Consider the following 19,211-nt stretch of genomic DNA (forward strand, 5'->3'; position numbering starts at 1 on the left):
CGGAGTGGTCATGGCAATCGCTGCCGTCGGCACCCTGGAAGGCTCGGTCCCACTGATTGGATTCGCTGTCATAGTGTCGGGGATCCCGTCTGGCGTGCTCAATACGCTGTTCACCAGCGTGGCGATGGCCTCCGGCGACACCCCGCGTTCGGTCGCGAGCGCAGGCTACAGCTTCCTGCGGTGGATGGGTGCCGCCGTCGCCGCGGTCCTGGTGTCCTATCTCGCCGAGTGGTTCGGCTCGGGCGCCGCACCATTCTGGTTCGCTGCGGCATACTGCGTGGTGGCCGTCGGGTCGGTGAGCCTCGTCCGCACCAAAGTCGCTGCGTCGCATCACGTCGAGCCCGAGGCGGTACTCGTCGGAGCCGAAGAATACTGATCGGCGGTAGGCTAACGCAATGCCAACCGCATTGATCACCGGAGCCAGCAGGGGCCTGGGCGCAGAGATCGCCCGGGCCCTCGCTCCTACTCACGACCTTCTCCTCGGCGGACGTCCGTCCGCCGAATTAGATTCGCTGGCAACAGAATTGGACGGTGCGAGCACCTTCGCGGTCGAGTTGACCGACTACGACGACGTGGAGGCCGCCACCGAAGCCATCTCCACCCTCGATGTCCTGGTCCACAACGCTGGAGTCGCAAGCAGTCTCGAACCTGTGGAGACGACGCCCGTTGACGAGTGGCGACATTTGCTGGAAGTGAATCTCGTTGCAGCAGCAGAACTTACGCGACTGTTACTACCGTCGCTGCGCGAGGCGTCGGGGCAAGTGGTGTTCATCAATTCCGGTGCCGGGCGACGAGCCAATGCCGGCTGGGCGCCTTATGCCGCAAGCAAATTCGGCTTGAAGGCGCTGGCCGACGCTCTGCGACTCGAGGAGCCGACGTTGCGCGTCACGTCAGTCTTCCCGGGCCGCATCGACACCGAAATGCAGCAGGACATCGTGGCGATCGAAGGCCGCGAATATTCACCCGAGCAGTTTTTGAAGCCGTCGACGGTGGCCGCTGCGGTGGCGCATGCGATCGCTACTCCGGCGGATGCGCATGTTGAGGAGATTGTGGTGCGTCCGACTGGGCGGTAGCCCTACAACGTCTTCAGATCCTCCTGCGCCCACACCGCCCGCATCGACACGATCTTCCCCTCTTCGTTGAACACCATGATGTCTACCGGAGTGATCTCGAAAGCCATGCCTGCCGTGTGAGTCACGAGGGTGAACTCGAAGACCGCGGTGTCACCAGCAACCTTCTTCCATTTCAGCGTCGCCGTGCGGTCATCAAGGTTCTGAATGATCGTGTAAAACTCCAGCAGTTGTTCACGCGTGGTCCGCACCTCGGTGCCAATCGGATCTTCGACGGTCGCGCCCTCGGCATAGAGTTCGACGATCTTCTCGGCATTGCCTTCGGTCAGTCGATCGATGTACGAGTCGACGGCGGCGCTCATCTTGTCGGTCAACGTCTCTTGTTCCACTGTCATCTGCGGTTTCCTTTTCTTTCGGCTGCGCGCTGAGCGAGGTTTTTAGAACATGTTCTAGTTCGAGATTAGCAGCAACGCCCGCGGGTTTTGATAGATTCACAATCAAGAAATTCAGTCGCGGCACGCGTGTGCGCTCGCGATCGAACTGACCGACGAGGGGCGCACCACAATGACTGACTCCGATCCACCCGTGCAGGGCGAGCCCACACCCGCGGCCTGGATCGCGCCCAGCGCGGAGTCCGCCCTGCCGCCAGTCGAATCTGCCTTGCCACCGGGTTGGACACCAATCGAGTCGCCGCCCATCGATTACGGACTGCCCCGACCGTCAGAGATTTACGGTTATCAACCGCCGCCGAGCTACGCCAACCCCCTTGCCGCCCACAAGCCCGGAATCATCCCCTTGCGTCCCCTGACTGTCGGCGATGTTCTCAACGGATCCTTCACCGCGGTAACAACGAATCTCCGTGCGGTGGCGGCAATTTCGGCGGTTATCGCGCTCGCGGGGACCCTGGTGACGATTTTGACGTCAGTAATGACGGAGAGCGTGGACGTCTTAGACGACAACGCGCTCGGCGCGCTGGGAGGAATCACCACGTTCGGCTTCGCAGCAGCGGTAGCGCTCAGTGCGATTCTCACCGGCGCACTTGCTTATCCGACGAGCCGAGCGGTGGAGGGCCGATACCCACCGATCGCCCGGTGCTGGAAACGCATCGCGCCACGGCTGCCCGCGATCCTTGTGCTGGCAGCGATCCAGTTTGTCCTCGTCGCACTCCCCTTTGCCCTACTAACAGCCGTGTTCGCGAGTGCCACAACCGTCGACTCACTCTCAGTCGTGGTGCTCGGGATCGTCATCGTCCTCATCGCGATACTCGCACTGTCGGTCGTGTGGACCTTCATCGCATTTGCGTTGCCGATCACCGTTCTCGAGAAACTGGGTCCGATTGACTCGCTACGACGCTCGATAGTTCTTGTGCGGCCGGTCTTTTGGCGGGTCTTCGGGATTCTCCTGTTAGTCGGAGTGATCATCGGAATCGCAGGATCAGTCCTCATGACCCCCGCCGACACTATCGGCAGCATGCTCGAAGAGGTGGCCGGCGGCGCATCGGCGACGACCGCTAAGATCGCCGTCTCGACAATCATGACCGCCATCGTCGACTTCGTTACTCTTCCCTTCCTCGCCACCAACGTGACCGTCCTCTATACCGATACGCGAATTCGCCTGGAAGGCTTCGACATCACGCTCATGACGGCATCGGATGTCACTTCGAAGGGCGCTAGATGACCGGCCCGCACTACCTCGCCGAAGGACTCGACCCCAATAACGACGAAGCACGACGTTGGCTGGAAGACGAGTTGCGGAAGGGCGCATACAATCCCGAACCCAGCTGGTGGGACCGGATATCCGACTCGATCAGCCGATGGTTCGGCAACGTATTTGGCAGCATCTTCGACACCGACTCCGGTCCAGTTCCGCTAGTCGTGTCCGTTCTCATCGCGCTGGTGATTCTCGCCGGCACCGTATATCTAGTGGCCCGGTTGCGCCGCAACCGGCGTGCTGTCGATCCAACCGCGGCAGACCGAGCGGTACTCGGCACCTCGAAATTGACTGCCGCACAACATCGGGAGCTCGCCACGCAGGCACTCGACGATGGCGACTACTACCGCAGCATCATCTGCAGCATGCGCGCGATCGCGCAGGAATCGGTGGAGCGAACGCTGTTAACCCGCGCCGCGTCATTGACCGCCCACGAGATCGCCTATCGATTGACGACGACATTCCCGTCCCTGATCGACGAACTGCTCAGCGGTGCTGACGTTTTCGATGATGTCGTGTACGGCGAGGTTCCCGCCACACACACCGACGCTCTTCGCCTGCAAGCACTCGACAAGAAGGTGAAGGCAACCAAACCACGGCTATCCGACGAAACCGAGCGGCCAGCACCTAGCCTCCCACCGATCCGGGAGAGCGTTCGATGAGTGCGACGCAAGCGCCGCAGAAGTCGAGACACCGCCTCTTGTTCGCTCTTCTGGCGATTGTCGCCGTGCTGATCGTCGGTGGCGGCTTAGCCGTAGCGATCAACGCGGCCGCGAACAAAGTAGGCAGCAACGCGAACTCCGAGCCACTCGACCCGAACAACCCCGGCAACAGTGGCGCGCAGGCATTGGCCCGGGTGATCGCATCGCACGGCGTCGACGTCGAGGTGGTACGCAATCAGCGACAGTTCAGTGGCGCTGACCGACCCGGCGCGAACACGACCGTGGTGGTCGCCGGCGCCGATCCGCTGACTCCATATACAGCGGGCAAACTTCGCGAACGGATTGGCGGAGCCGCCCGGCTAGTCCTGCTCAATCCCCACTCAACGACGCTGACCTCCCTCAATCTGCCGGCGACCGATTGGGGCTCCAGTTCATTTTCACCTTCGGTGCGCGCCGACTGCGAAGCCTTCGGCATCTCGGCATCGGATGTGATGACCACCAGCACACGGGCTTACACCATCACTGCCCCCAGCGCGCCATCGACAGCGTGTTTCAAGGTGAGGTCCGGCTCTTCGCAGCCAGATGCATCGAATGTGCTTGTGCTGCAGTCGGCTTCATCTCTACCCGAAGTGGTGATTGCCAGCGGCGAACAATTCACAAACGACAAGGTCACACGTCTAGACAATGCCGGCGTAGCGGTGCGAATGCTCGGTGGGCACGATCGATTGCTGTGGTATGTGCCATCAGACAAAGACGTCGCACCTAGCGAGCCAACGGGACCGTCGGATATTCCGCGTGCAATCGGGCCATTGATCGCGCTGTCATTCGTCGCTCTGCTTGCCGCAATGTTTTGGCGCGGAAGACGATTCGGGAAACTAGTCGTTGAGCCGCTACCCGCGGTAGTCAAGGCCATCGAGACCACCGAGGCGCGCGGACGCCTCTACCACCAGGCTGGCGATATTCCGCGCGCGGCATCGCGTCTGCGCAACCACACGATCGTGCGTATCACCAAGACTCTTGGCCTACCCGCGCGCACCGAACTGGATACCGTAATCGACACGGCGGCAACCGCTTCCGGTTCTGATCAGGCCCAGTTGAAGGCACTGCTGAGCGGACCGCTGCCCAACACCGAGGAGCAGTTGCTCCAGTTCGCCAATGCCCTGTCCCGTATCGAAGAGGAAGTTCACCGACGCTATGACTGATCTGCCCAAAGAAGCATCTGTCGCGCAACAGCCGCCGTCGAACCCGGACGCGGCGCGCCAAGCCTTGACCCGGGTGCGCGCCGAGGTGGCCAAAACCGTTGTGGGACAGGATGCGGCGGTCGCCGGAATTCTGATCTCACTGCTCTGCCGCGGACATATCCTACTCGAAGGCGTGCCCGGCGTCGCCAAGACTCTGCTGGTCCGCAGCATGGCCGCGGCGTTGTCCGTCGATACCAAACGCGTGCAATTCACGCCAGACCTGATGCCGGGCGACGTGACCGGTTCGCTGGTGTACGACAACGCGACGTCGGAGTTTACCTTCCGTCCCGGCCCGGTGTTCACCAATCTTCTTCTCGCGGATGAGATCAACCGGACGCCGCCAAAGACCCAGGCATCGTTGCTCGAGGCGATGGAAGAACGCCAGGTCTCCATCGACGGTGTGCCGCGGCCGTTGCCCGCGCCTTTTCTGGTAGCCGCGACGCAGAACCCGGTGGAGTACGAGGGCACCTACCCGCTACCCGAAGCCCAGCTCGACCGCTTTCTTTTGAAGGTGACCTTGCCCTTACCACCGCGCGACGACGAGATCACCGTATTGGCAAGACACGCCGCGGGTTTCGATCCACGGGACCTCGCAGGTGCGGGTGTGCGGCCGGTGGCCTCCGGCGACGACATCGTGGCCGGTGCGCGCGCTGTTCGTGAGGTGTCTATCGCACCCGCGGTTCTTGCGTACATAGTCGACATCGCACGAGCTACGCGTATCTCACCGTCGCTGGCACTCGGTGTGAGTCCACGTGGTGCCACCGCCCTGATGGCGACCAGCCGAGCTTGGGCGTGGCTTAACGGCCGCACATTCGTCACCCCGGACGACGTGAAAGCATTGGCGCAATCGACTCTGGCACATCGCCTTTCACTTCGACCGGAGGCTGAACTGGAGGGAGTCGCGGTGTCGACCGTGCTCGACGCCGCCATCAACTCCGTGCCAGTGCCGCGCTGATGTACGTCACCGGCCGATTGCTCGGACTCGTTGCGGTAGGGGCGATTCCGACGATTGTGCACCCGGAGTACTACGTGGTGGCCGGGTGGTTTCTGCTGTGTCTGGTGGTTGTGCTGGTCGACGTCCTGTGCGCGGGGCGCACCACGGTGTTGATGATCGGACGTTCGGCGTCGGATCCAATCCGACTGGGCGACTCGTCGTCGTCGACGCTGTTCATCTCCAATATCGGCACCCGCACGTTTCGCGGCGAATTGCGTGACGCCTGGCAGCCATCGGCTGGCGCGACGTCGGTGCGCCATCGACTTCGCATCCCGGCCGGTGAACGTCGTTCGGTGACAACGGATTTGCGGCCGACCCGGCGAGGAGACCGGCTGGCCATCCGAGTGACCGTACGTCGGAGCGGCCCACTGGGCATCGCCGGACGGCAGCGGTCCCAGTTCGTCCCCGGTCAGGTCCGGGCATTGCCGCCCTTCGATTCACGCAAACATCTGCCCTCCCGGCTCGCGCGCCTACGACAGCTCGACGGACGCTCGGCGGTCCGAATTCGCGGTCAGGGCACCGAATTCGACTCACTTCGCGATTATGTCGAAGGCGACGATGTACGCAGTATCGACTGGCGGGCGACGGCCCGACGTCGATCGACGGTTGTGCGAACGTGGCAGCCGGAAAAGGACCGGCACATCATGATCGTGCTCGATACGTCGCGGACATCGGCCGGCCGTGTCGAAGATGTGCCCCGCCTGGATTCGGCGATGGACGCGGCCCTACTGTTAGCCGCCCTGGCGGCACACGCGGGCGACCGGGTGGACCTAATCGCCGGCGACCGACGGATACATCGTCGAATCACTTCGACCAAGGGCATCGACCTGTTGAGCAAACTTGTCAACGCGATGTCGCCGCTGGAACCTGCTCTGCTGGAAGCGGATTGGCCGCTGCTTGGCGCGGAGGTCGCGCGGTTGAGCAAGCAGCGAGCCCTGTTGGTGCTACTGACTCCACTCGAGCCAGCCGCCGTCGAAGAATCACTGCTGCCCACACTTGCGGTGCTTGCCCAGCGGTACCGAGTGGTCATCGGATCAGTATCGGATCCGGCGCTACCCGCGATGCTTGCCAACCGCGGGGACAGTAAGGCGACATTCGACGCCGCCGCGGCGGCCAGATCCATCGAACAGCGTGAACGAATGGCGAGCGCCGTCGGGCGACTCGGCGTCGAAGTTATTGACGCGGTGCCAGATAAGTTGCCGCCGGCATTGGCCGACCATTATCTCACGTTGAAGTCGCGGGGATTGCTGTAAGTCCCCTCGCTGGTCGAGTGCCCGACGAGGCACGATGCCCGCTCGCTAGTCGAGTACCGTCGTCCGAACTTGCGAGGCCGACGGTGTATCGAGACCCGGTTAGGTGGAATGCCAACTTGGCCAATGCTTTCCGGTTGCGTGGTCTCGATACACCCGGCTCGGCTGGCGCCTCGCCGGGCACTCGACCAGCGAGGGGGTGACATCTCAGGCGGCATCTCAGCGCCCGGCCCCACTCCTTCGACGCAGGCGGCACCTGTGGTCTGGGTCGCTGTCGCTCGACACTCCCTTTGCTGGTCCATAGTTAGTTAGCGCCCAAACTGCCCCGGGGCTTGTCAGAACTATCGCCGCAGCGCCGGCCAGCAACCACACACTGATCGGTATCGACGGCGATTCCGGAAGTATGGGGGGTGGCGCAAGCGCCTGTTTTTGTGGATTCGCAGCCTCGGCCGTCGAAGCGTTAACGCGTGTCGACGAGTCATCGTCCACGGCGAGGTCAACAACGGCAATGCCGACGGTCAGGATAAATAGGACAGCCAACGCGCCAACCGCGATGCGTCGTAGCCACCACTGTCGTGTGGACTGCCTGGCATCAGCGCCGCTCACGCGGGCCCCCAATCAACCCGGTAAATTACGAACATTTCCTATGACGAATGCATAAAAAACGTTAGTACACAGATTCGCGAATGGCAACAGCAGGTGCAGTAATCTCTACGGCAAGGCCGGGAACACATTCCCCGCGAGCAATGGCGCTAGATCCCCGGGCAACGGGTCCTCGTCAAGTGATTGCCACCGCAACTCAGCGATTTCGGCAGCAGGAGTGATCGCGTCATGCTCGGAATCAACAATGCTTGCACATACGAAAACCGTTGCCTCGACGTCGATTCCAGGTTCGTTGGCGGCAGGCGAACGGAAGACACCCAGCAAGTTAAGTTCGCGTGCATCCAACTGCAGCCGCAGTTCCTCGCCGCATTCCCGAATCGCTGCTTCAATCGCCGTCTCGCCCGGTTCAGGCTTTCCGCCCGGGAACATAAAACGATCGGTACCGCGCTTACGAACGGTCAATATCGCGCCTGCTGCGTCTCGAAGCACCACGGCACTCACTCGGATCATTCGGCATCGATCCGGTGTTGTGCCAACAGATCCGTTGTCTTCTCGTCTGCCGGGTAGAACGATTCGATGGCGAGGTCGGCAACAGTGACATCGCGCGGCGCGCCGAATACCGTCGTGGTGGACATCAGATTGAGTTCTCCTGCCGCGGTGTCGATTTGAATCGGAACAAGAAGTTCCGAGTGTGACATTTCGTGACCAGGCCCGGCCGGATAGGTCTCGAGTTCGTCGGCCAATCTGGTGAGGGTCCGATCTCCAGTAACGGCGATCTGATGCCGCAGCCGGCCGATCAGATGCGCGCTCACTTGCGCGAGATTGGCTATTCGCGGCGCCATCCCGTCGGGATGGAGCGCCAAGCGAAGTACGTTGATCGGCGGCTCAAGCAGTTCGGCCGCACACCCCTTAGTCAACAGAGCAATAGCCGGGTTGGCGTCCACCATTGTCCAATGCCGATCGACCACGACGGCCGGATTCGGCAGATGCGCTTGGAGAATTTGCGCGATCGCCGACGCCACCGCTGCCATCGGAATGTCGGTCATGGCGTGCTCTGGATAGGCCGGCGCGAAACCACCCGCCAGCAGGATTTCGTTGCGCTCCCGTAGCGGAATATCAAGGTGCTCACTGAGATTCAGCAGCATGTCGCGGGTAGGTCGAGCGCGTCCGGTCTCGACAAAGCTGACATGCTTCGCCGACACGTCGGCGCGCAGACCGAGTTCGAGTTGACTCAGTCGACGACGCATCCGCCACTCGCGGACCAAGACCCCGACGTCGGGTTGAACAGTGGTCACCACCGTCACGATAGATCACCGGACTCGAAATGGCTTCGGTACCAGTCGAAGTCGAGCGCGTCGGGATTGCGCGCCGCCAAACCCAGGCCGACGGCCATGCAGATTCCGAGGATCGCCAATGCGATGGCGCCGAAGATCAAACTGAGCCACACCGCGAGGGTTATCGAGGGATCATCGATCAGCGCGAGGATTGGCGGAGCGACGAATAACGCATAGACGATGTAGGCGTTAGATCCGACCTTGTCGGCGTGCACCGCGAGCCACAGCAGTCGGTGTTTGGTTGGTGGTCGTAGCATCGACGCCTCCTTGATCGGATGCTTCGACCGTAAGTGCCAGCGGGTAGTTGGTCGATTACCTCTCAGGTAATCGACTCAGCGCCAAGCCAGCGCCACATCTCGGCGAGGAAGGTTTCGACGTTGGGCGTTTTCGTGGCATCGACGTCGTTAACCAACTGCCGCAAGCCATTTGCGGGAGAGAACGGATTGTTAACGATCGCCTTCAGAAGTTCCCGATCAATCTCTTCGTCAGATCCTGCATCGACGAGATACTGCTCGAACCAATCGGCTAACTCCAACTCGGCGGTTTCGTCAGACTGCCAATTCTCGACTACCGGCCGGGGTCTGGCCGGGTCGTTGGCCGGCACTTCTTCGCCGAGAAAGCACACGTGGTTAGTTCCGGTCCCGTACTCGCTGTGCGGACCGAAATGTGTCGCCAAGACGGTCCGGTCGACCTCGGAGTCGCAATCATCCCGATCGAATCCCCACACGGTGAGACGATCGCCGTCTTTGCGCAACCGAATCCAGTTTCCGCCGCCGTCGTCATGCGTGATCTCGTCGCCGTCGATGACCACGACGTCGTCGAAACCGGTGGCTCGTGTGAGTGCGCCGAATGCGGCAAGTCTGCGCACGACGTCGCGCGTTGAATCGTTCATGGTCATCCCTCTGGCCGCGATCTATTACCTGCGACGTTAGCGATGACCCGCGACTAAGAAACCAAAAGGCATTCGGATGACCGACACCGGCCAGTGGTCTCTCGGCTCCTTACAGCGTCAGCTTGCATGCCTGCGCGATGTCCAGCACTCGGAACACCCGCCCCGAACCGAGCCACATCGCACACGACAACGCCAGGTCGGCCAGTAGTTCGTCCGATAACGCGTCATGGGCCCGCTCCCAGAAGCCCTCATCGTCGCGCAGCGCGGTGTGATCGGTGGCGAATCGATATCCAAACTCAGCCGCGATTCGTTCCTGTTCGTTGAAGCCCTCCCACGAATCCCAGTGCAGGACATGGTCGTAGAACTCGTCGTCGATGCCCTGCGCCGCGCCCTGTGAGTCGCGCGTCTGCTGACAGACCGCACACTCGTTGGCCAACGCGATCGCCATGCGCGCGGCCTCGCGAACGCGCAGCGGCAGGCGACTGCGGTTGTAGACCGCATCGGTGAAACCAGCCATCGCGGTACCAAGTTCGGGTGCCACACCAACCCATCCGACGATGTCGGTGCTGTCAAAATCTCCGATACGGCTCATTCTTCGCACCCTACGTCGAATAGAACGTGTTCTCATTGGTTTCGCGAGAGAAGTGTCAGGCCGTACCGAAGATCCCAGCCAACTCCAGAACCCGGCGCGCCTGCGCCAATCGCGGGACATCCGATGGTTCGCGGATGGTCGCGCACCGAATCACCGTTTCGCGCGCTTGCTCGATGTCATCCGGCGTTGGCGCGAGTCGCGTGTTCACCACAGATGTCTGTTCGATCCGCAGGCACAGCCGTCCCGTCATCCCGACGGCCGCGGCGTCGGCCGTCTGCCGTATCAATGTCTCCTCGTCGGCGACGCGGGTCGGTCCGTCGATAGGCGGGGGCAGCCCGGCAGCGCGGCTCGCCACGGTGAGCCGACTACGCGGATAGGCCATCGCGACCGGGTCGTCGGCCATACCGGTGTCACGACGAAAGTCGCCGCTGCCGAAGGCAATTCGAGAAGTACCGGCTCGGCGCGCGATGTCGAGTGCCGCTTCGATACCCACCGCCGATTCGATGAGCGCGATGATCGGCACGCCGGCCGCCATCCGGGCCGCGGTCATATCGACCTGCTCACCGTCGTCGACTTTCGCCAGCATGATTCCTTCGAGGCCGGGCAGTCCGCGCAGCGCGACGAGGTCGTCGGCCCAGTATTTGGTGGTGGCGTCGTTGATGCGCACCCATGCGCTCAGTTCGCCATCGCGCAGCCATTGTGCGACTCCGGATCGAGCGCGGCTTTTGGCCTCGGGGGCAACAGCATCTTCGAGGTCGATGATGATGGCATCGGCGGCACTAGCCGCCGACTTGGCGAAGAGTTCGGGTTTGTGTGCCGAGACGAGCAACCAGCTGCGGGCATATTCGTAGGGAACGCGGATGGGAGTAGTCGGCGGGTGCGCCATATGCCCAAGGGTATGGGACCCGGCCATACTCGGCAGCCGTCAGCAACAACGCGCCGTCGGCGCAATGCCGCAGAATGGCACCGGACACTGAACACTTTCATCGCCGGACACCGGGGAAGGACGTCGAATGAACCAGGTTGTCATCGTCTCGGGTTCCCCGGGCTCCGGAAAGACAACGATCGCGAGAAAGCTGGCTCTTCGCTTTGACCGAGCGGTACACCTTCACACCGACGACTTCTGGCATGCCATCGTCTCCGGTGCGATCGCGCCGTATCTACCGGAATCGGATCAACAGAACCAAACCGTGGTCGGCGTGACCGCAGCGGCAGCCTTCGGATATGCGGCTGGCGGCTATGTGACGATTGTCGACGGGATCGTCGGTCCGTGGATGCTTCACCATTATCAACGCGTTCGCCGCGGGCACCCCGAGGTCGCGACTCACTACCTGGTGCTACGTCCCGACCGGCCAACGGCACTCAAGCGTGCTCAGCAGCGGGCCGAAGCGGACGCTCTCACTGACGCGGAACCCGTTGTGGCGCTCTGGGATCAGTTCGCGGATCTAGGTCCCTACTCGCGGCATGCGATCGATACCACCGATCTCGACATCTCGGCGACCGCGGAGAGGATATATCGAGCGGTATCCCTTGGGACGCACACCATTTGAGACTTTGGGCCGTGCCCGGCAGCGTTCAGCAGCAGCGCGCCGTCGGTGGCGCGTCATGTCGGACCCGCCAGTATTCGCGTTCGGTCATCATCGGTTCGCCCGGATGCGTCCGACGTCGAAGAGCAACATACCGCTGATAGTCGTTGTCGCCCATAACATCTCGGATGTAAGCGGCGATAGCCCGCGCGACGGTGCCGATTCTTCTCATCATCCGCTCGCCCACTGCCGTGCCACTTCCCGTTCGGTCGCGGTCGGCACCAGGCTCTTTGGCGCGAAGCGATGGCTCGGCTCGGCCTCGTCTTCGGTGAGCGGTCTACCGCCGCCTGACACCGTGCGGTACGCGCAATACACACCGACGGCGACGACAATCAACACCATCACCGCGAAGACGATCGACAGTGTCCCCTGGATGAACGTGTTGCGCACCACGGCGTCGATTTCGGCCGGGGTCTTGGCCGAGCCGAAGGTCGCCTTGCCGGCGTCGGCGGCAGCCGCGTACTGACTGTGTTGCTTCCAGTATCCGACGGCAGGGTCGGCCGAGAAGATCTTCTGCCACGACGCCGTCATCGTCACGATCAAATCCCACACCAGCGGCACGGCCGGAATCCACACCCAGCGGTAGTAACCCTTCTTAACCACTACCACGACAACCAATGTCAACGCGATGGCGGCGAGCAGTTGGTTGGCAATACCGAACAACGGGAACAACGTGTTGATACCGCCGAGTGGGTCGGTGACACCCATCAGCAGAATGCCGCCCCACAGTGCGACAACCACCAACGACGCACCCCAGGCGCCGGGCCGCCAACTCGGATCGCGCAATTTGCGCAGCGGACCACCGAAGTTGCCGAAGGCGTCGGAGATCATGAATCGGGCGACACGCGTCCCGGCGTCGACCGTGGTGAGGATGAACAGGGCCTCGAACATGATCGCGAAGTGATACCAGAAGGCTTTGAGTCCCGACCCGCCGAACACCCGGTGCAAGACCTCGGACATGCCAAAGGCCAACGTCGGAGCGCCACCGGTGCGGGAAACGATCGACGCCTCCCCGACGTCGTCGGCCGCTTTGGTGATCTCCTCCGGGCTGATTGGTGGCCCGCCCAGCGGCAGGCTGTTGACATACGCCGCGGCACCCTCCGCTGTGCCGCCAGTTTTGGCCTTTGGCGCATTCAGCGTGAAGTACAGGTGCTGATTGATGATCGCGGCGGTGATCAGCGCCATGATCGCGACGAAGGATTCGGTGAGCATCCCGCCGTAGCCGATGATGCGCATCTGTCCTTCCTTCTCCAACAGTTTCGGCGTGGTACCTGAACTGATGAGCGAGTGGAAGCCGGACAACGCGCCGCAAGCGATGGTGATGAACAGGAATGGGAAAAGAGATCCCGCGAAGACCGGCCCCGCGCCACTGGAGGCGAAGTCGGAGACCGCCGGTGCCGACATGACCGGTCTCGCAAAGACGATGCCGACGGCGAGCAACACGATGGTGCCGACCTTCATAAACGTCGACAGGTAGTCGCGCGGTGCGAGCAATAGCCACACCGGCAGCACCGATGCGCAGAAGCCGTAGATGATGATGGCCCACGCCAATGCCGTCGGCGAGAGGCCGAATATCTCTTGGCCCCAAGAGGTTTCGCCGACGTAGCGTCCGCCGATGACCGCTGCCAGCAACAGCACCACACCGATCAACGACACTTCGCTGATCCGGCCGGGCCTCAGGTAGCGCAGATAGATGCCCATGAACAGGGCGATCGGGATGGTAGCCGCGATGGCGAAGACACCCCACGGACTCTCCGCGAGGGCGTTGACCACCACCAGCGCGAGCACCGCGATCAAGATGGTCATGATCGCGATGATGCCGATGATTGCGGCGGTGCCGCCGACAGGTCCGAGTTCGTCGCGGACCATCTGACCGAGTGAACGGCCCCGACGTCGGGTGGCAACCCACAACACCAGAAAATCCTGGACGCAGCCCGCGAAAACCGCACCGACGATGATCCAGATCGTGCCGGGCAGATATCCCATTTGCACCGCTAGGACCGGCCCGACGAGCGGCCCGGCGCCGGCGATCGCGGCGAAGTGATGACCGAACAGGACCCGGCGATCGGTCGGCATGTAGTCGGTCGCGTTGTCGAGGGATTCGGCCGGCGTCGCCCGATCGTCGCGGGGCCGGACAATCTTGGACTCGACAAGCCGGGCGTAGAAGCGGTAACCGACGACGTAGGTACAGATCGCCGCGACGACAAACCACACGGCATTCACCGTCTCCCCGCGGGCGAATGCGATGATCGCCCAGGCGACGGCGCCGAGAATAGCTATGGCGCCGAAGATAATTCGATGCCGGACGGTGATCGGACTGCGGTCGACAATCGCAACCGGCGGACGGTCGGGATCGGTTCGGACATAGGTGATGTCGCCGGAAGTTTCTTCCAAAGTTGCCGTCACGCGCTACTCCTGATCGAGGTTCCACCGCGATGCTGCCACTCGAGTGGTCGGCGCGTGGGGATTTCCTGGTTCCGCCGCCCCTGAATGTTGGGGACGGTGTAACCAGCTCAATGACGGCCGACCAAATACAGTGTGGCGCTATGGCGCGAGCGGCTGCTGACGGTGCGGTACGGAGAGTTCGCGACCCGAAACCTGTAACAGCAGGTCGATCGCCGTCCCGCGCAGTTCCGGACCGTCGCCGTGAACGAAGTCGGTGTCGGTCGCGACTACCGTCCGCCCGACGACGCGTTCACGGCCGCCACCCATGGCGACCCTCGTCTTGACCTGATAGGCGAGAGCTTGTGCGACAGCGTCGGGGGGATAAGTCGCGGCGATGCGCAGTGGTCGCCGGATATCCTCGCCGTGCACAAAGGCTTCGACCAGTCGAGTAGCAGGTGCGGCGGGCGGCGTGTGCCGGAGGTTGATCACCGCGCTCATCGCCGCCAATGTCTGGGCCGGGCTGTCGCGACGTTCACGCGCGATTCCCCGTTCATTATCGAGGTCGAAGTTGAAGCGTGCGGCAATCATCCTGCGCGCAAAGCTAATTCGCGTCGCCTTGGCCGAGTCGACGAGGTGCGCCAGTACGTCGTGAACACTCCATCCCGGACAAAGGGATGGCGTATCCCACGCGTCGACGCCGACCGACGAAAGGTCATCGACCAGACGCGACCGTTCCTCAGCGACGACGAGCCAGATCTGTTCGGTGGAAGCCTTCATGTCGAGATAGACCGGAGGACGTCGGAAAAGTCATCGGTGATCATTTTTCGCTCGCGCGATCACACCGTCGATCTGTGCCTCGATGGCGCGCTGGATGTCGAAGCCGTCGGACAACTCCCGCCAGCGCGGGATGATCGCGGCGACCTTCGGCAAATGCGCGACCTGCGCCGGGTCCATCTTCTCGTGCCATGACTTGTCGTCGGGTGCGCGGTTCGCCAAGGTGTCCAGCCATTGCAGCTCGGAGACGACGAGGTACCACACGGCACGCCACAGGTCGAGGGTGTCTTGCTCGTTGATATCCAATTCCGCTGCGGCGGTGAAGAATTCATTCGCCAATGCCAGAGCGGGTGTGCCGACGTTGGTGCCTTGTCGCAAGATCCCGACGATCCACGGGATCTCCCGCAGTTTGTCGAACATATCGGTCGCGATGATCACCATGCGTTCGCGCGGTGGGCCGGTCGGGGTGGCCCAGGGAATCCGCCCCGCGACCTCGGACAGAGCCAGCGAGAGCAACGCCGATTTATTCGGCACGTAGTGATACAGGGTCATCGGCTTGGAATCGAGTTCGACCGCGAGACGCCGCATGCTGAGGCCATCGACGCCGTCGCGCTGCAGAATCGCGATCGCGGTGTCGACGATGTCGTCGCGTTGCAGTGATCGAGTGGGCGGCATCTATCCATCCTCTCCCATCGCCTGGTGCTCTTGGCATCGACCTCGACGTAGCGTACATTCTCGTACGCGTACTAATTCGTACAAGTATGAGATCGGAGTTCCGGTGACAATCGCACCCCCGGCAGGCCCTCGGACGCGTTACGGCGCACTGCTGACCACCGTCTTCCTCCTGCAGTTCACCGTCGGGCTGGACATGTCGCTGGTCAATATCGCATTACCCGCGATACAGGCTGAGCTGGGGTTCAGTGCCGCCGGGCTGCAGTGGGTCGTCAATGCCTACCTGCTCAGCTTCGCCGGCTTCATGCTGGTGGGCGGTCGACTCGGCGATGTGTGGGGTCGACGGCCGGTGGTCTTCGTCGGACTCCTCGTATTCGGCGTCGCCAGTGTCGCAGGCGGATTCGCTACCGCGCCATGGCTCCTCGTCGGGGCGCGCGCCATCCAGGGGTTGGCCGCAGCGGTGCTCGCACCCGCGGCCTTGGCGCTAGTCGCCCAGATCGACGACGAGGCGATGCACAAACGCGCGATGGGTATCTGGGGCGGAGCCGGAGCGGCTGGCGGCGCGGTCGGTGTAGTGGCCAGCGGATTGCTGACCGACTGGTTCGATTGGCGCGCGGTCATGTTCGTCAATGTTCCAATCGTCGCGGCAACTCTAGTGGCCGCTCTCGGAGGCATCAGCGTTGAAACTAAGCGGTCGCGTGCTCGCGTTGACCTGCTCGGCGGTGTGCTGGTGACCGTCGGCGTAGCCGCACTGGTCTTCGCGGTAACCGCGACCGGAGAATATGGCTGGGGATCGTGGCGAACACTCGCCGGCTTCGCTGTCGCGGTGATCTTACTGACTGGCTTCGCCATCGCCGAACGCACCGGCCAACATCCGCTCATGCCCATCCGAGTCCTCGCGACACGAAGCATAGTGGGCGCCAACGCCTTTGGCTTCATGCTGGCGGCAGGACAGTTGGCCGCGTTCTACTTCTGCTCGCTGTACGCACAGACGGTCTGGGAAGTAAGCCCCCGACTGACCGGGGTGCTATTCCTTCCGTTCTGCGCGTTCGTATTCGTGGGTATCGTTCTGTCGTCGAAGATCGCGCCAAAACTAGGGCCCCGCAATACAATCGCACTTCTAGGGTTGCTCGGCGCGGTAGGTTTGGCGCTATTTGCGCGGATGCCCGATGAGTTCTCGTTCTGGACCGGGATTCTGTTGCCATCCCTGTTAGCGGCGACCGGCATTGGCGGTTCGATGGTGCTGATCGGCACCGTCGGCACGGCCGGAGTGCCGCCCGTCGACGCCGGCGCGGCATCGGGTGTGCTCAACAGTTCACGCCAGCTGGGCGGCACTATCGGGCTCGCCATACTCGTCACTATCGCCGCGCACTACACGGTCGCAGCCGACGGCTATCGAATGGGGCTCGGCGTCGGAGCAGTATTTCTCGTCGTCGCGAGTGTGGCGGCCTGGCTGATTCTCCCGCGCGATCAACAGCGCCATGAAGTCTAGCCCATTAGGGTGAGCACAATGACGCCCTCAGCTGCGACGAACACCGACCGACGCTCCTGGCTACCGATGGTCTGTCTATTCTTCGGGCAAGTCTTGATGTCGTTCAACGTTGCGGCGCTGCCGGTTTCGATCGGCGGCATGGTCGAAGACTTCGACGTCCCGCCGACGACGGTCGGCACCACCATCGTCATGTACGGTCTCGCCGTCGCCGCTTTGGTGATGCTCGGCGGCAAACTCGGCCAGCGCGTCGGCTGGGTGACGATCTTCCGGTTCGTGATCATCACCTTCGCGTGCTCGTCGGTGCTGATGATCGTGTCGCCGTCGGTGGGTTGGGCCATCGCCGGCCAAGGCCTCGCTGGTGCATCGGCGGCAATCATCGTCCCCCGCGCTGGTGGCGCTCATCGCCGAGAATTACTCCGGCGAGCAGCAAGCAACCGCGATCGGATCGCTGGGTTCGGCCCGCGCGGTGTCCGGGATGACGGCGTTCTTCGTGGGCGGCGCACTGGGAACCGCGGTCGGCTGGCGTCCGGTCTTCGGCATCGTGCTGGCCATCGCGATCACCGTCTTCGCGTTCAGCTTTACGCTCCGATCGGATAAAGGCAACCCGGACATAGAGATTGACGTCGTGGCGGCCGTGCTGATCGGTAGCGCCGTCGTGCTGTTGACCCTTGGCTTCAACAACCTCAACTCCTGGGGCGTGTTCTTCGCCGACCCCAACGCCCCCTTCGACATTCAGGGCGTCTCACCCGCACCGCTCATGATTCTGATCGGCCTGATACTGGGTCAGTCCTTCTTCATCTGGACTCGACGTCGGATGAAAGCGGGCCAAGTGCCGCTGGTGGATCTCTCGGTGCTGGGCAGCTCCCGCGAGCGCGCGGCCGTCTACGCCATGTTCATCGTGGTCACCCTGGAGGCGGCACTGAATTTCACTGTGCCGCTTTATATCCAGATCGTTCAGGGTCGGTCGGCCTTTGACACGTCACTGGCGATGATCCCGTTCAACCTCACGGTATTCGCAACCGCGATGCTCGTGGTGAGGTTTTACAAACGCTACAGCCCACGAACAATCGGCGTGTTCTCGTTCATCCTCACCACCGGCGCGTTGGTGTGGCTTTCGGTTGTGGTGAACAACAATTGGGAGACGGCGGCGACGATCGTCGGCCTAATCATCTTCGGCATCGGACAGGGTGCGCTGGTGACGTTAGTATTCAATGTCCTGGTGACGTCGGCGCCGAAAGAACTCGCCGGCGACGTCGGCTCGGTGCGCGGCACGACTCAGAACCTGGCGTCGGCCGTCGGCACCGCGGTCGCCGGTGCGCTATTGGTCACCATCTTGGGCTTCACCGTCGCATCGTCGGTCGTGGCTCACCCCGAGCTTCCTGATTCCCTTGTCGCACAAGTGAATCTGGACAACGTCAACTTCGTCAGCAATGACAATCTGCGTACCGTCCTGGCGACGCAGACCGACGCGACTCCCACTCAGATCGATGCGGCGGTCGAGGTGAACGAGGATGCGCGGTTACGGACGCTCAAATTCGGCCTGCTAATCCTCGCCGCCATCAGTGCGACGGCGATCCTGCCGGCGAGCCGATTGCCCAACTACCGCCGGGGACAGATCCCGGCCGAGTAGCGACTTACGCGAAGCCGCCGTCGACGCGTACCACGGTGCGACCCGTGTTGGCGCCCTTGCCAATTGAGGCGAGCGATGCGGCGACGTCTTTCACGTCGACATCGACGATCAACTTCTCCAGCCGCTTGGGACGGAGGTCGACTTCCAGCCGCGACCAAATACCCCGCCGGACTTCGGGTTTGATCGACACCGAGTCGATACCCAGCAGCGACACCCCGCGCAAGATGAATGGCAGAACCGTCGTATTCAGTTGCGGCCCACCGGTCAAGCCGCTCGCGGCGACCGCGCCGCCGTAGTTGATGGTGCTGATGACGTCGGCGAGGG

General features: G+C 62.5%; 21 protein-coding genes and 2 pseudogenes. 10 read left to right on the forward strand and 13 right to left on the reverse strand.

What is annotated here, in order from left to right; genetic code table 11:
- Positions 1 to 376: pseudogene (locus GOEFS_RS14225) on the forward strand (MFS transporter); the annotation flags it as partial.
- 19 nt (positions 377 to 395) lie between these two features.
- Positions 396 to 1,073: an SDR family oxidoreductase gene (locus GOEFS_RS14230; protein ID WP_007318625.1), complete on the forward strand. Its 678-nt coding sequence runs from the start codon at positions 396 to 398 to the stop codon at positions 1,071 to 1,073.
- A gap of 2 nt (positions 1,074 to 1,075) precedes the next feature.
- On the opposite strand, the gene GOEFS_RS14235 is transcribed toward GOEFS_RS14230, so the two are convergent.
- Entirely contained in the window at positions 1,076 to 1,465 is a 390-nt protein-coding gene (locus GOEFS_RS14235) for a nuclear transport factor 2 family protein (protein WP_007318626.1), read from the reverse strand.
- Between the two features lie 169 nt (positions 1,466 to 1,634).
- Between GOEFS_RS14235 and GOEFS_RS14240 the strand changes: the two genes are divergently transcribed.
- From GOEFS_RS14240 to GOEFS_RS14260, 5 genes are read left to right on the forward strand one after another with little or no spacing between them, the layout of a single operon-like run.
- Entirely contained in the window at positions 1,635 to 2,747 is a 1,113-nt protein-coding gene (locus GOEFS_RS14240) for a DUF7847 domain-containing protein (RefSeq protein WP_007318627.1), read from the forward strand.
- Positions 2,744 to 3,442: a DUF4129 domain-containing protein gene (locus GOEFS_RS14245; protein WP_007318628.1), complete on the forward strand. Its 699-nt coding sequence runs from the start codon at positions 2,744 to 2,746 to the stop codon at positions 3,440 to 3,442. Before GOEFS_RS14240 ends, GOEFS_RS14245 begins: the two co-directional genes overlap by 4 nt.
- Entirely contained in the window at positions 3,439 to 4,644 is a 1,206-nt protein-coding gene (locus tag GOEFS_RS14250) for a DUF4350 domain-containing protein (RefSeq protein ID WP_007318629.1), read from the forward strand. Before GOEFS_RS14245 ends, GOEFS_RS14250 begins: the two co-directional genes overlap by 4 nt.
- Positions 4,637 to 5,638, forward strand: coding sequence for an AAA family ATPase (locus tag GOEFS_RS14255; RefSeq protein WP_007318630.1), 1,002 nt, complete (start codon positions 4,637 to 4,639; stop codon positions 5,636 to 5,638). Before GOEFS_RS14250 ends, GOEFS_RS14255 begins: the two co-directional genes overlap by 8 nt.
- A complete protein-coding gene (locus GOEFS_RS14260) occupies positions 5,638 to 6,930 on the forward strand; it encodes a DUF58 domain-containing protein (protein WP_007318631.1) in 1,293 nt (430 codons plus the stop codon). The genes GOEFS_RS14255 and GOEFS_RS14260 overlap by 1 nt, the downstream gene beginning before the upstream one ends.
- A gap of 708 nt (positions 6,931 to 7,638) precedes the next feature.
- On the opposite strand, the gene GOEFS_RS14265 is transcribed toward GOEFS_RS14260, so the two are convergent.
- The 6 genes from GOEFS_RS14265 to GOEFS_RS14290 form a co-directional block, all read right to left on the reverse strand.
- Positions 7,639 to 8,040, reverse strand: a complete 402-nt coding sequence (locus tag GOEFS_RS14265) for an NUDIX hydrolase (RefSeq protein ID WP_007318633.1) — start codon at positions 8,038 to 8,040, stop codon at positions 7,639 to 7,641.
- Positions 8,037 to 8,825, reverse strand: a complete 789-nt coding sequence (locus tag GOEFS_RS14270; RefSeq protein ID WP_040525192.1) for a helix-turn-helix domain-containing protein — start codon at positions 8,823 to 8,825, stop codon at positions 8,037 to 8,039. The genes GOEFS_RS14265 and GOEFS_RS14270 overlap by 4 nt, the downstream gene beginning before the upstream one ends.
- Positions 8,826 to 8,830: 5 nt before the next feature.
- Positions 8,831 to 9,121 carry a hypothetical protein gene (locus GOEFS_RS14275; RefSeq protein ID WP_007318635.1) on the reverse strand — a complete coding sequence of 97 codons (291 nt, stop codon included), beginning with the start codon at positions 9,119 to 9,121 and terminating at the stop codon, positions 8,831 to 8,833.
- A gap of 62 nt (positions 9,122 to 9,183) precedes the next feature.
- Positions 9,184 to 9,756, reverse strand: coding sequence for a hypothetical protein (locus tag GOEFS_RS14280; RefSeq protein ID WP_007318636.1), 573 nt, complete (start codon positions 9,754 to 9,756; stop codon positions 9,184 to 9,186).
- A 109-nt stretch (positions 9,757 to 9,865) separates the two neighbouring features.
- Complete coding sequence (locus tag GOEFS_RS14285) at positions 9,866 to 10,348, reverse strand: carboxymuconolactone decarboxylase family protein (protein WP_007318637.1); 483 nt, start codon at positions 10,346 to 10,348, stop codon at positions 9,866 to 9,868.
- 55 nt (positions 10,349 to 10,403) lie between these two features.
- Positions 10,404 to 11,234: an HpcH/HpaI aldolase/citrate lyase family protein gene (locus GOEFS_RS14290; protein WP_040525187.1), complete on the reverse strand. Its 831-nt coding sequence runs from the start codon at positions 11,232 to 11,234 to the stop codon at positions 10,404 to 10,406.
- Between the two features lie 127 nt (positions 11,235 to 11,361).
- Here GOEFS_RS14290 and GOEFS_RS14295 point away from each other — a divergent pair, with 127 nt between their 5' ends.
- Positions 11,362 to 11,898 carry an AAA family ATPase gene (locus GOEFS_RS14295; RefSeq protein WP_007318639.1) on the forward strand — a complete coding sequence of 179 codons (537 nt, stop codon included), beginning with the start codon at positions 11,362 to 11,364 and terminating at the stop codon, positions 11,896 to 11,898.
- A 25-nt stretch (positions 11,899 to 11,923) separates the two neighbouring features.
- Here GOEFS_RS14295 and GOEFS_RS14300 read toward each other — a convergent pair whose 3' ends face one another.
- From GOEFS_RS14300 to GOEFS_RS14315, 4 genes are all read right to left on the reverse strand, one after another.
- On the reverse strand, positions 11,924 to 12,109 hold the full coding sequence (locus GOEFS_RS14300) for a YbdD/YjiX family protein (protein WP_306304948.1): 186 nt from the start codon (positions 12,107 to 12,109) through the stop codon (positions 11,924 to 11,926).
- Positions 12,106 to 14,340, reverse strand: a complete 2,235-nt coding sequence (locus GOEFS_RS14305; RefSeq protein WP_007318640.1) for a carbon starvation CstA family protein — start codon at positions 14,338 to 14,340, stop codon at positions 12,106 to 12,108. The genes GOEFS_RS14300 and GOEFS_RS14305 overlap by 4 nt, the downstream gene beginning before the upstream one ends.
- A gap of 138 nt (positions 14,341 to 14,478) precedes the next feature.
- On the reverse strand, positions 14,479 to 15,096 hold the full coding sequence (locus GOEFS_RS14310; protein WP_007318641.1) for a maleylpyruvate isomerase family mycothiol-dependent enzyme: 618 nt from the start codon (positions 15,094 to 15,096) through the stop codon (positions 14,479 to 14,481).
- 30 nt (positions 15,097 to 15,126) lie between these two features.
- Positions 15,127 to 15,768: a TetR/AcrR family transcriptional regulator gene (locus tag GOEFS_RS14315; protein WP_007318642.1), complete on the reverse strand. Its 642-nt coding sequence runs from the start codon at positions 15,766 to 15,768 to the stop codon at positions 15,127 to 15,129.
- Positions 15,769 to 15,871: 103 nt separating this feature from the next.
- Here GOEFS_RS14315 and GOEFS_RS14320 point away from each other — a divergent pair, with 103 nt between their 5' ends.
- The gene (locus GOEFS_RS14320; RefSeq protein WP_007318643.1) at positions 15,872 to 17,257 is read left to right on the forward strand and encodes an MFS transporter; all 1,386 of its coding nucleotides are present in this window, start codon (positions 15,872 to 15,874) and stop codon (positions 17,255 to 17,257) included.
- On the opposite strand, the gene GOEFS_RS23835 is transcribed toward GOEFS_RS14320, so the two are convergent.
- A complete protein-coding gene (locus tag GOEFS_RS23835) occupies positions 17,254 to 17,595 on the reverse strand; it encodes a hypothetical protein (protein ID WP_007318644.1) in 342 nt (113 codons plus the stop codon). The genes GOEFS_RS14320 and GOEFS_RS23835 overlap by 4 nt on opposite strands.
- A 53-nt stretch (positions 17,596 to 17,648) precedes the next feature.
- Here GOEFS_RS23835 and GOEFS_RS14325 point away from each other — a divergent pair, with 53 nt between their 5' ends.
- The gene (locus tag GOEFS_RS14325; RefSeq protein WP_245549860.1) at positions 17,649 to 18,887 is read left to right on the forward strand and encodes an MFS transporter; all 1,239 of its coding nucleotides are present in this window, start codon (positions 17,649 to 17,651) and stop codon (positions 18,885 to 18,887) included.
- Between the two features lie 4 nt (positions 18,888 to 18,891).
- Here GOEFS_RS14325 and GOEFS_RS23475 read toward each other — a convergent pair.
- A pseudogene (locus GOEFS_RS23475) lies at positions 18,892 to 19,211 on the reverse strand (oxidoreductase); the annotation flags it as partial.

The organism is Gordonia effusa NBRC 100432 (genome assembly GCF_000241305.1).
Taxonomy (GTDB): Bacteria; Actinomycetota; Actinomycetes; order Mycobacteriales; family Mycobacteriaceae; genus Gordonia; species Gordonia effusa.

Excerpts from the sequence above, each read along its gene's own strand:
- GOEFS_RS14230 (WP_007318625.1), top strand. The coding sequence starts at position 396 with ATGCCAACCGCATTGATCACCGGAGCCAGCAGGGGCCTGGGCGCAGAG.
- GOEFS_RS14235 (WP_007318626.1), bottom strand. The coding sequence starts at position 1,465 with ATGACAGTGGAACAAGAGACGTTGACCGACAAGATGAGCGCCGCCGTC.
- GOEFS_RS14240 (WP_007318627.1), top strand. The coding sequence starts at position 1,635 with ATGACTGACTCCGATCCACCCGTGCAGGGCGAGCCCACACCCGCGGCC.
- GOEFS_RS14245 (WP_007318628.1), top strand. The coding sequence starts at position 2,744 with ATGACCGGCCCGCACTACCTCGCCGAAGGACTCGACCCCAATAACGAC.
- GOEFS_RS14250 (WP_007318629.1), top strand. The coding sequence starts at position 3,439 with ATGAGTGCGACGCAAGCGCCGCAGAAGTCGAGACACCGCCTCTTGTTC.
- GOEFS_RS14255 (WP_007318630.1), top strand. The coding sequence starts at position 4,637 with ATGACTGATCTGCCCAAAGAAGCATCTGTCGCGCAACAGCCGCCGTCG.
- GOEFS_RS14260 (WP_007318631.1), top strand. The coding sequence starts at position 5,638 with ATGTACGTCACCGGCCGATTGCTCGGACTCGTTGCGGTAGGGGCGATT.
- GOEFS_RS14265 (WP_007318633.1), bottom strand. The coding sequence starts at position 8,040 with ATGATCCGAGTGAGTGCCGTGGTGCTTCGAGACGCAGCAGGCGCGATA.
- GOEFS_RS14275 (WP_007318635.1), bottom strand. The coding sequence starts at position 9,121 with ATGCTACGACCACCAACCAAACACCGACTGCTGTGGCTCGCGGTGCAC.
- GOEFS_RS14280 (WP_007318636.1), bottom strand. The coding sequence starts at position 9,756 with ATGAACGATTCAACGCGCGACGTCGTGCGCAGACTTGCCGCATTCGGC.
- GOEFS_RS14285 (WP_007318637.1), bottom strand. The coding sequence starts at position 10,348 with ATGAGCCGTATCGGAGATTTTGACAGCACCGACATCGTCGGATGGGTT.
- GOEFS_RS14290 (WP_040525187.1), bottom strand. The coding sequence starts at position 11,234 with ATGGCGCACCCGCCGACTACTCCCATCCGCGTTCCCTACGAATATGCC.
- GOEFS_RS14295 (WP_007318639.1), top strand. The coding sequence starts at position 11,362 with ATGAACCAGGTTGTCATCGTCTCGGGTTCCCCGGGCTCCGGAAAGACA.
- GOEFS_RS14300 (WP_306304948.1), bottom strand. The coding sequence starts at position 12,109 with ATGATGAGAAGAATCGGCACCGTCGCGCGGGCTATCGCCGCTTACATC.
- GOEFS_RS14310 (WP_007318641.1), bottom strand. The coding sequence starts at position 15,096 with ATGAAGGCTTCCACCGAACAGATCTGGCTCGTCGTCGCTGAGGAACGG.
- GOEFS_RS14315 (WP_007318642.1), bottom strand. The coding sequence starts at position 15,768 with ATGCCGCCCACTCGATCACTGCAACGCGACGACATCGTCGACACCGCG.
- GOEFS_RS23835 (WP_007318644.1), bottom strand. The coding sequence starts at position 17,595 with ATGGCCCAACCCACCGACGGCGACACGATCATCAGCACCGACGAGCAC.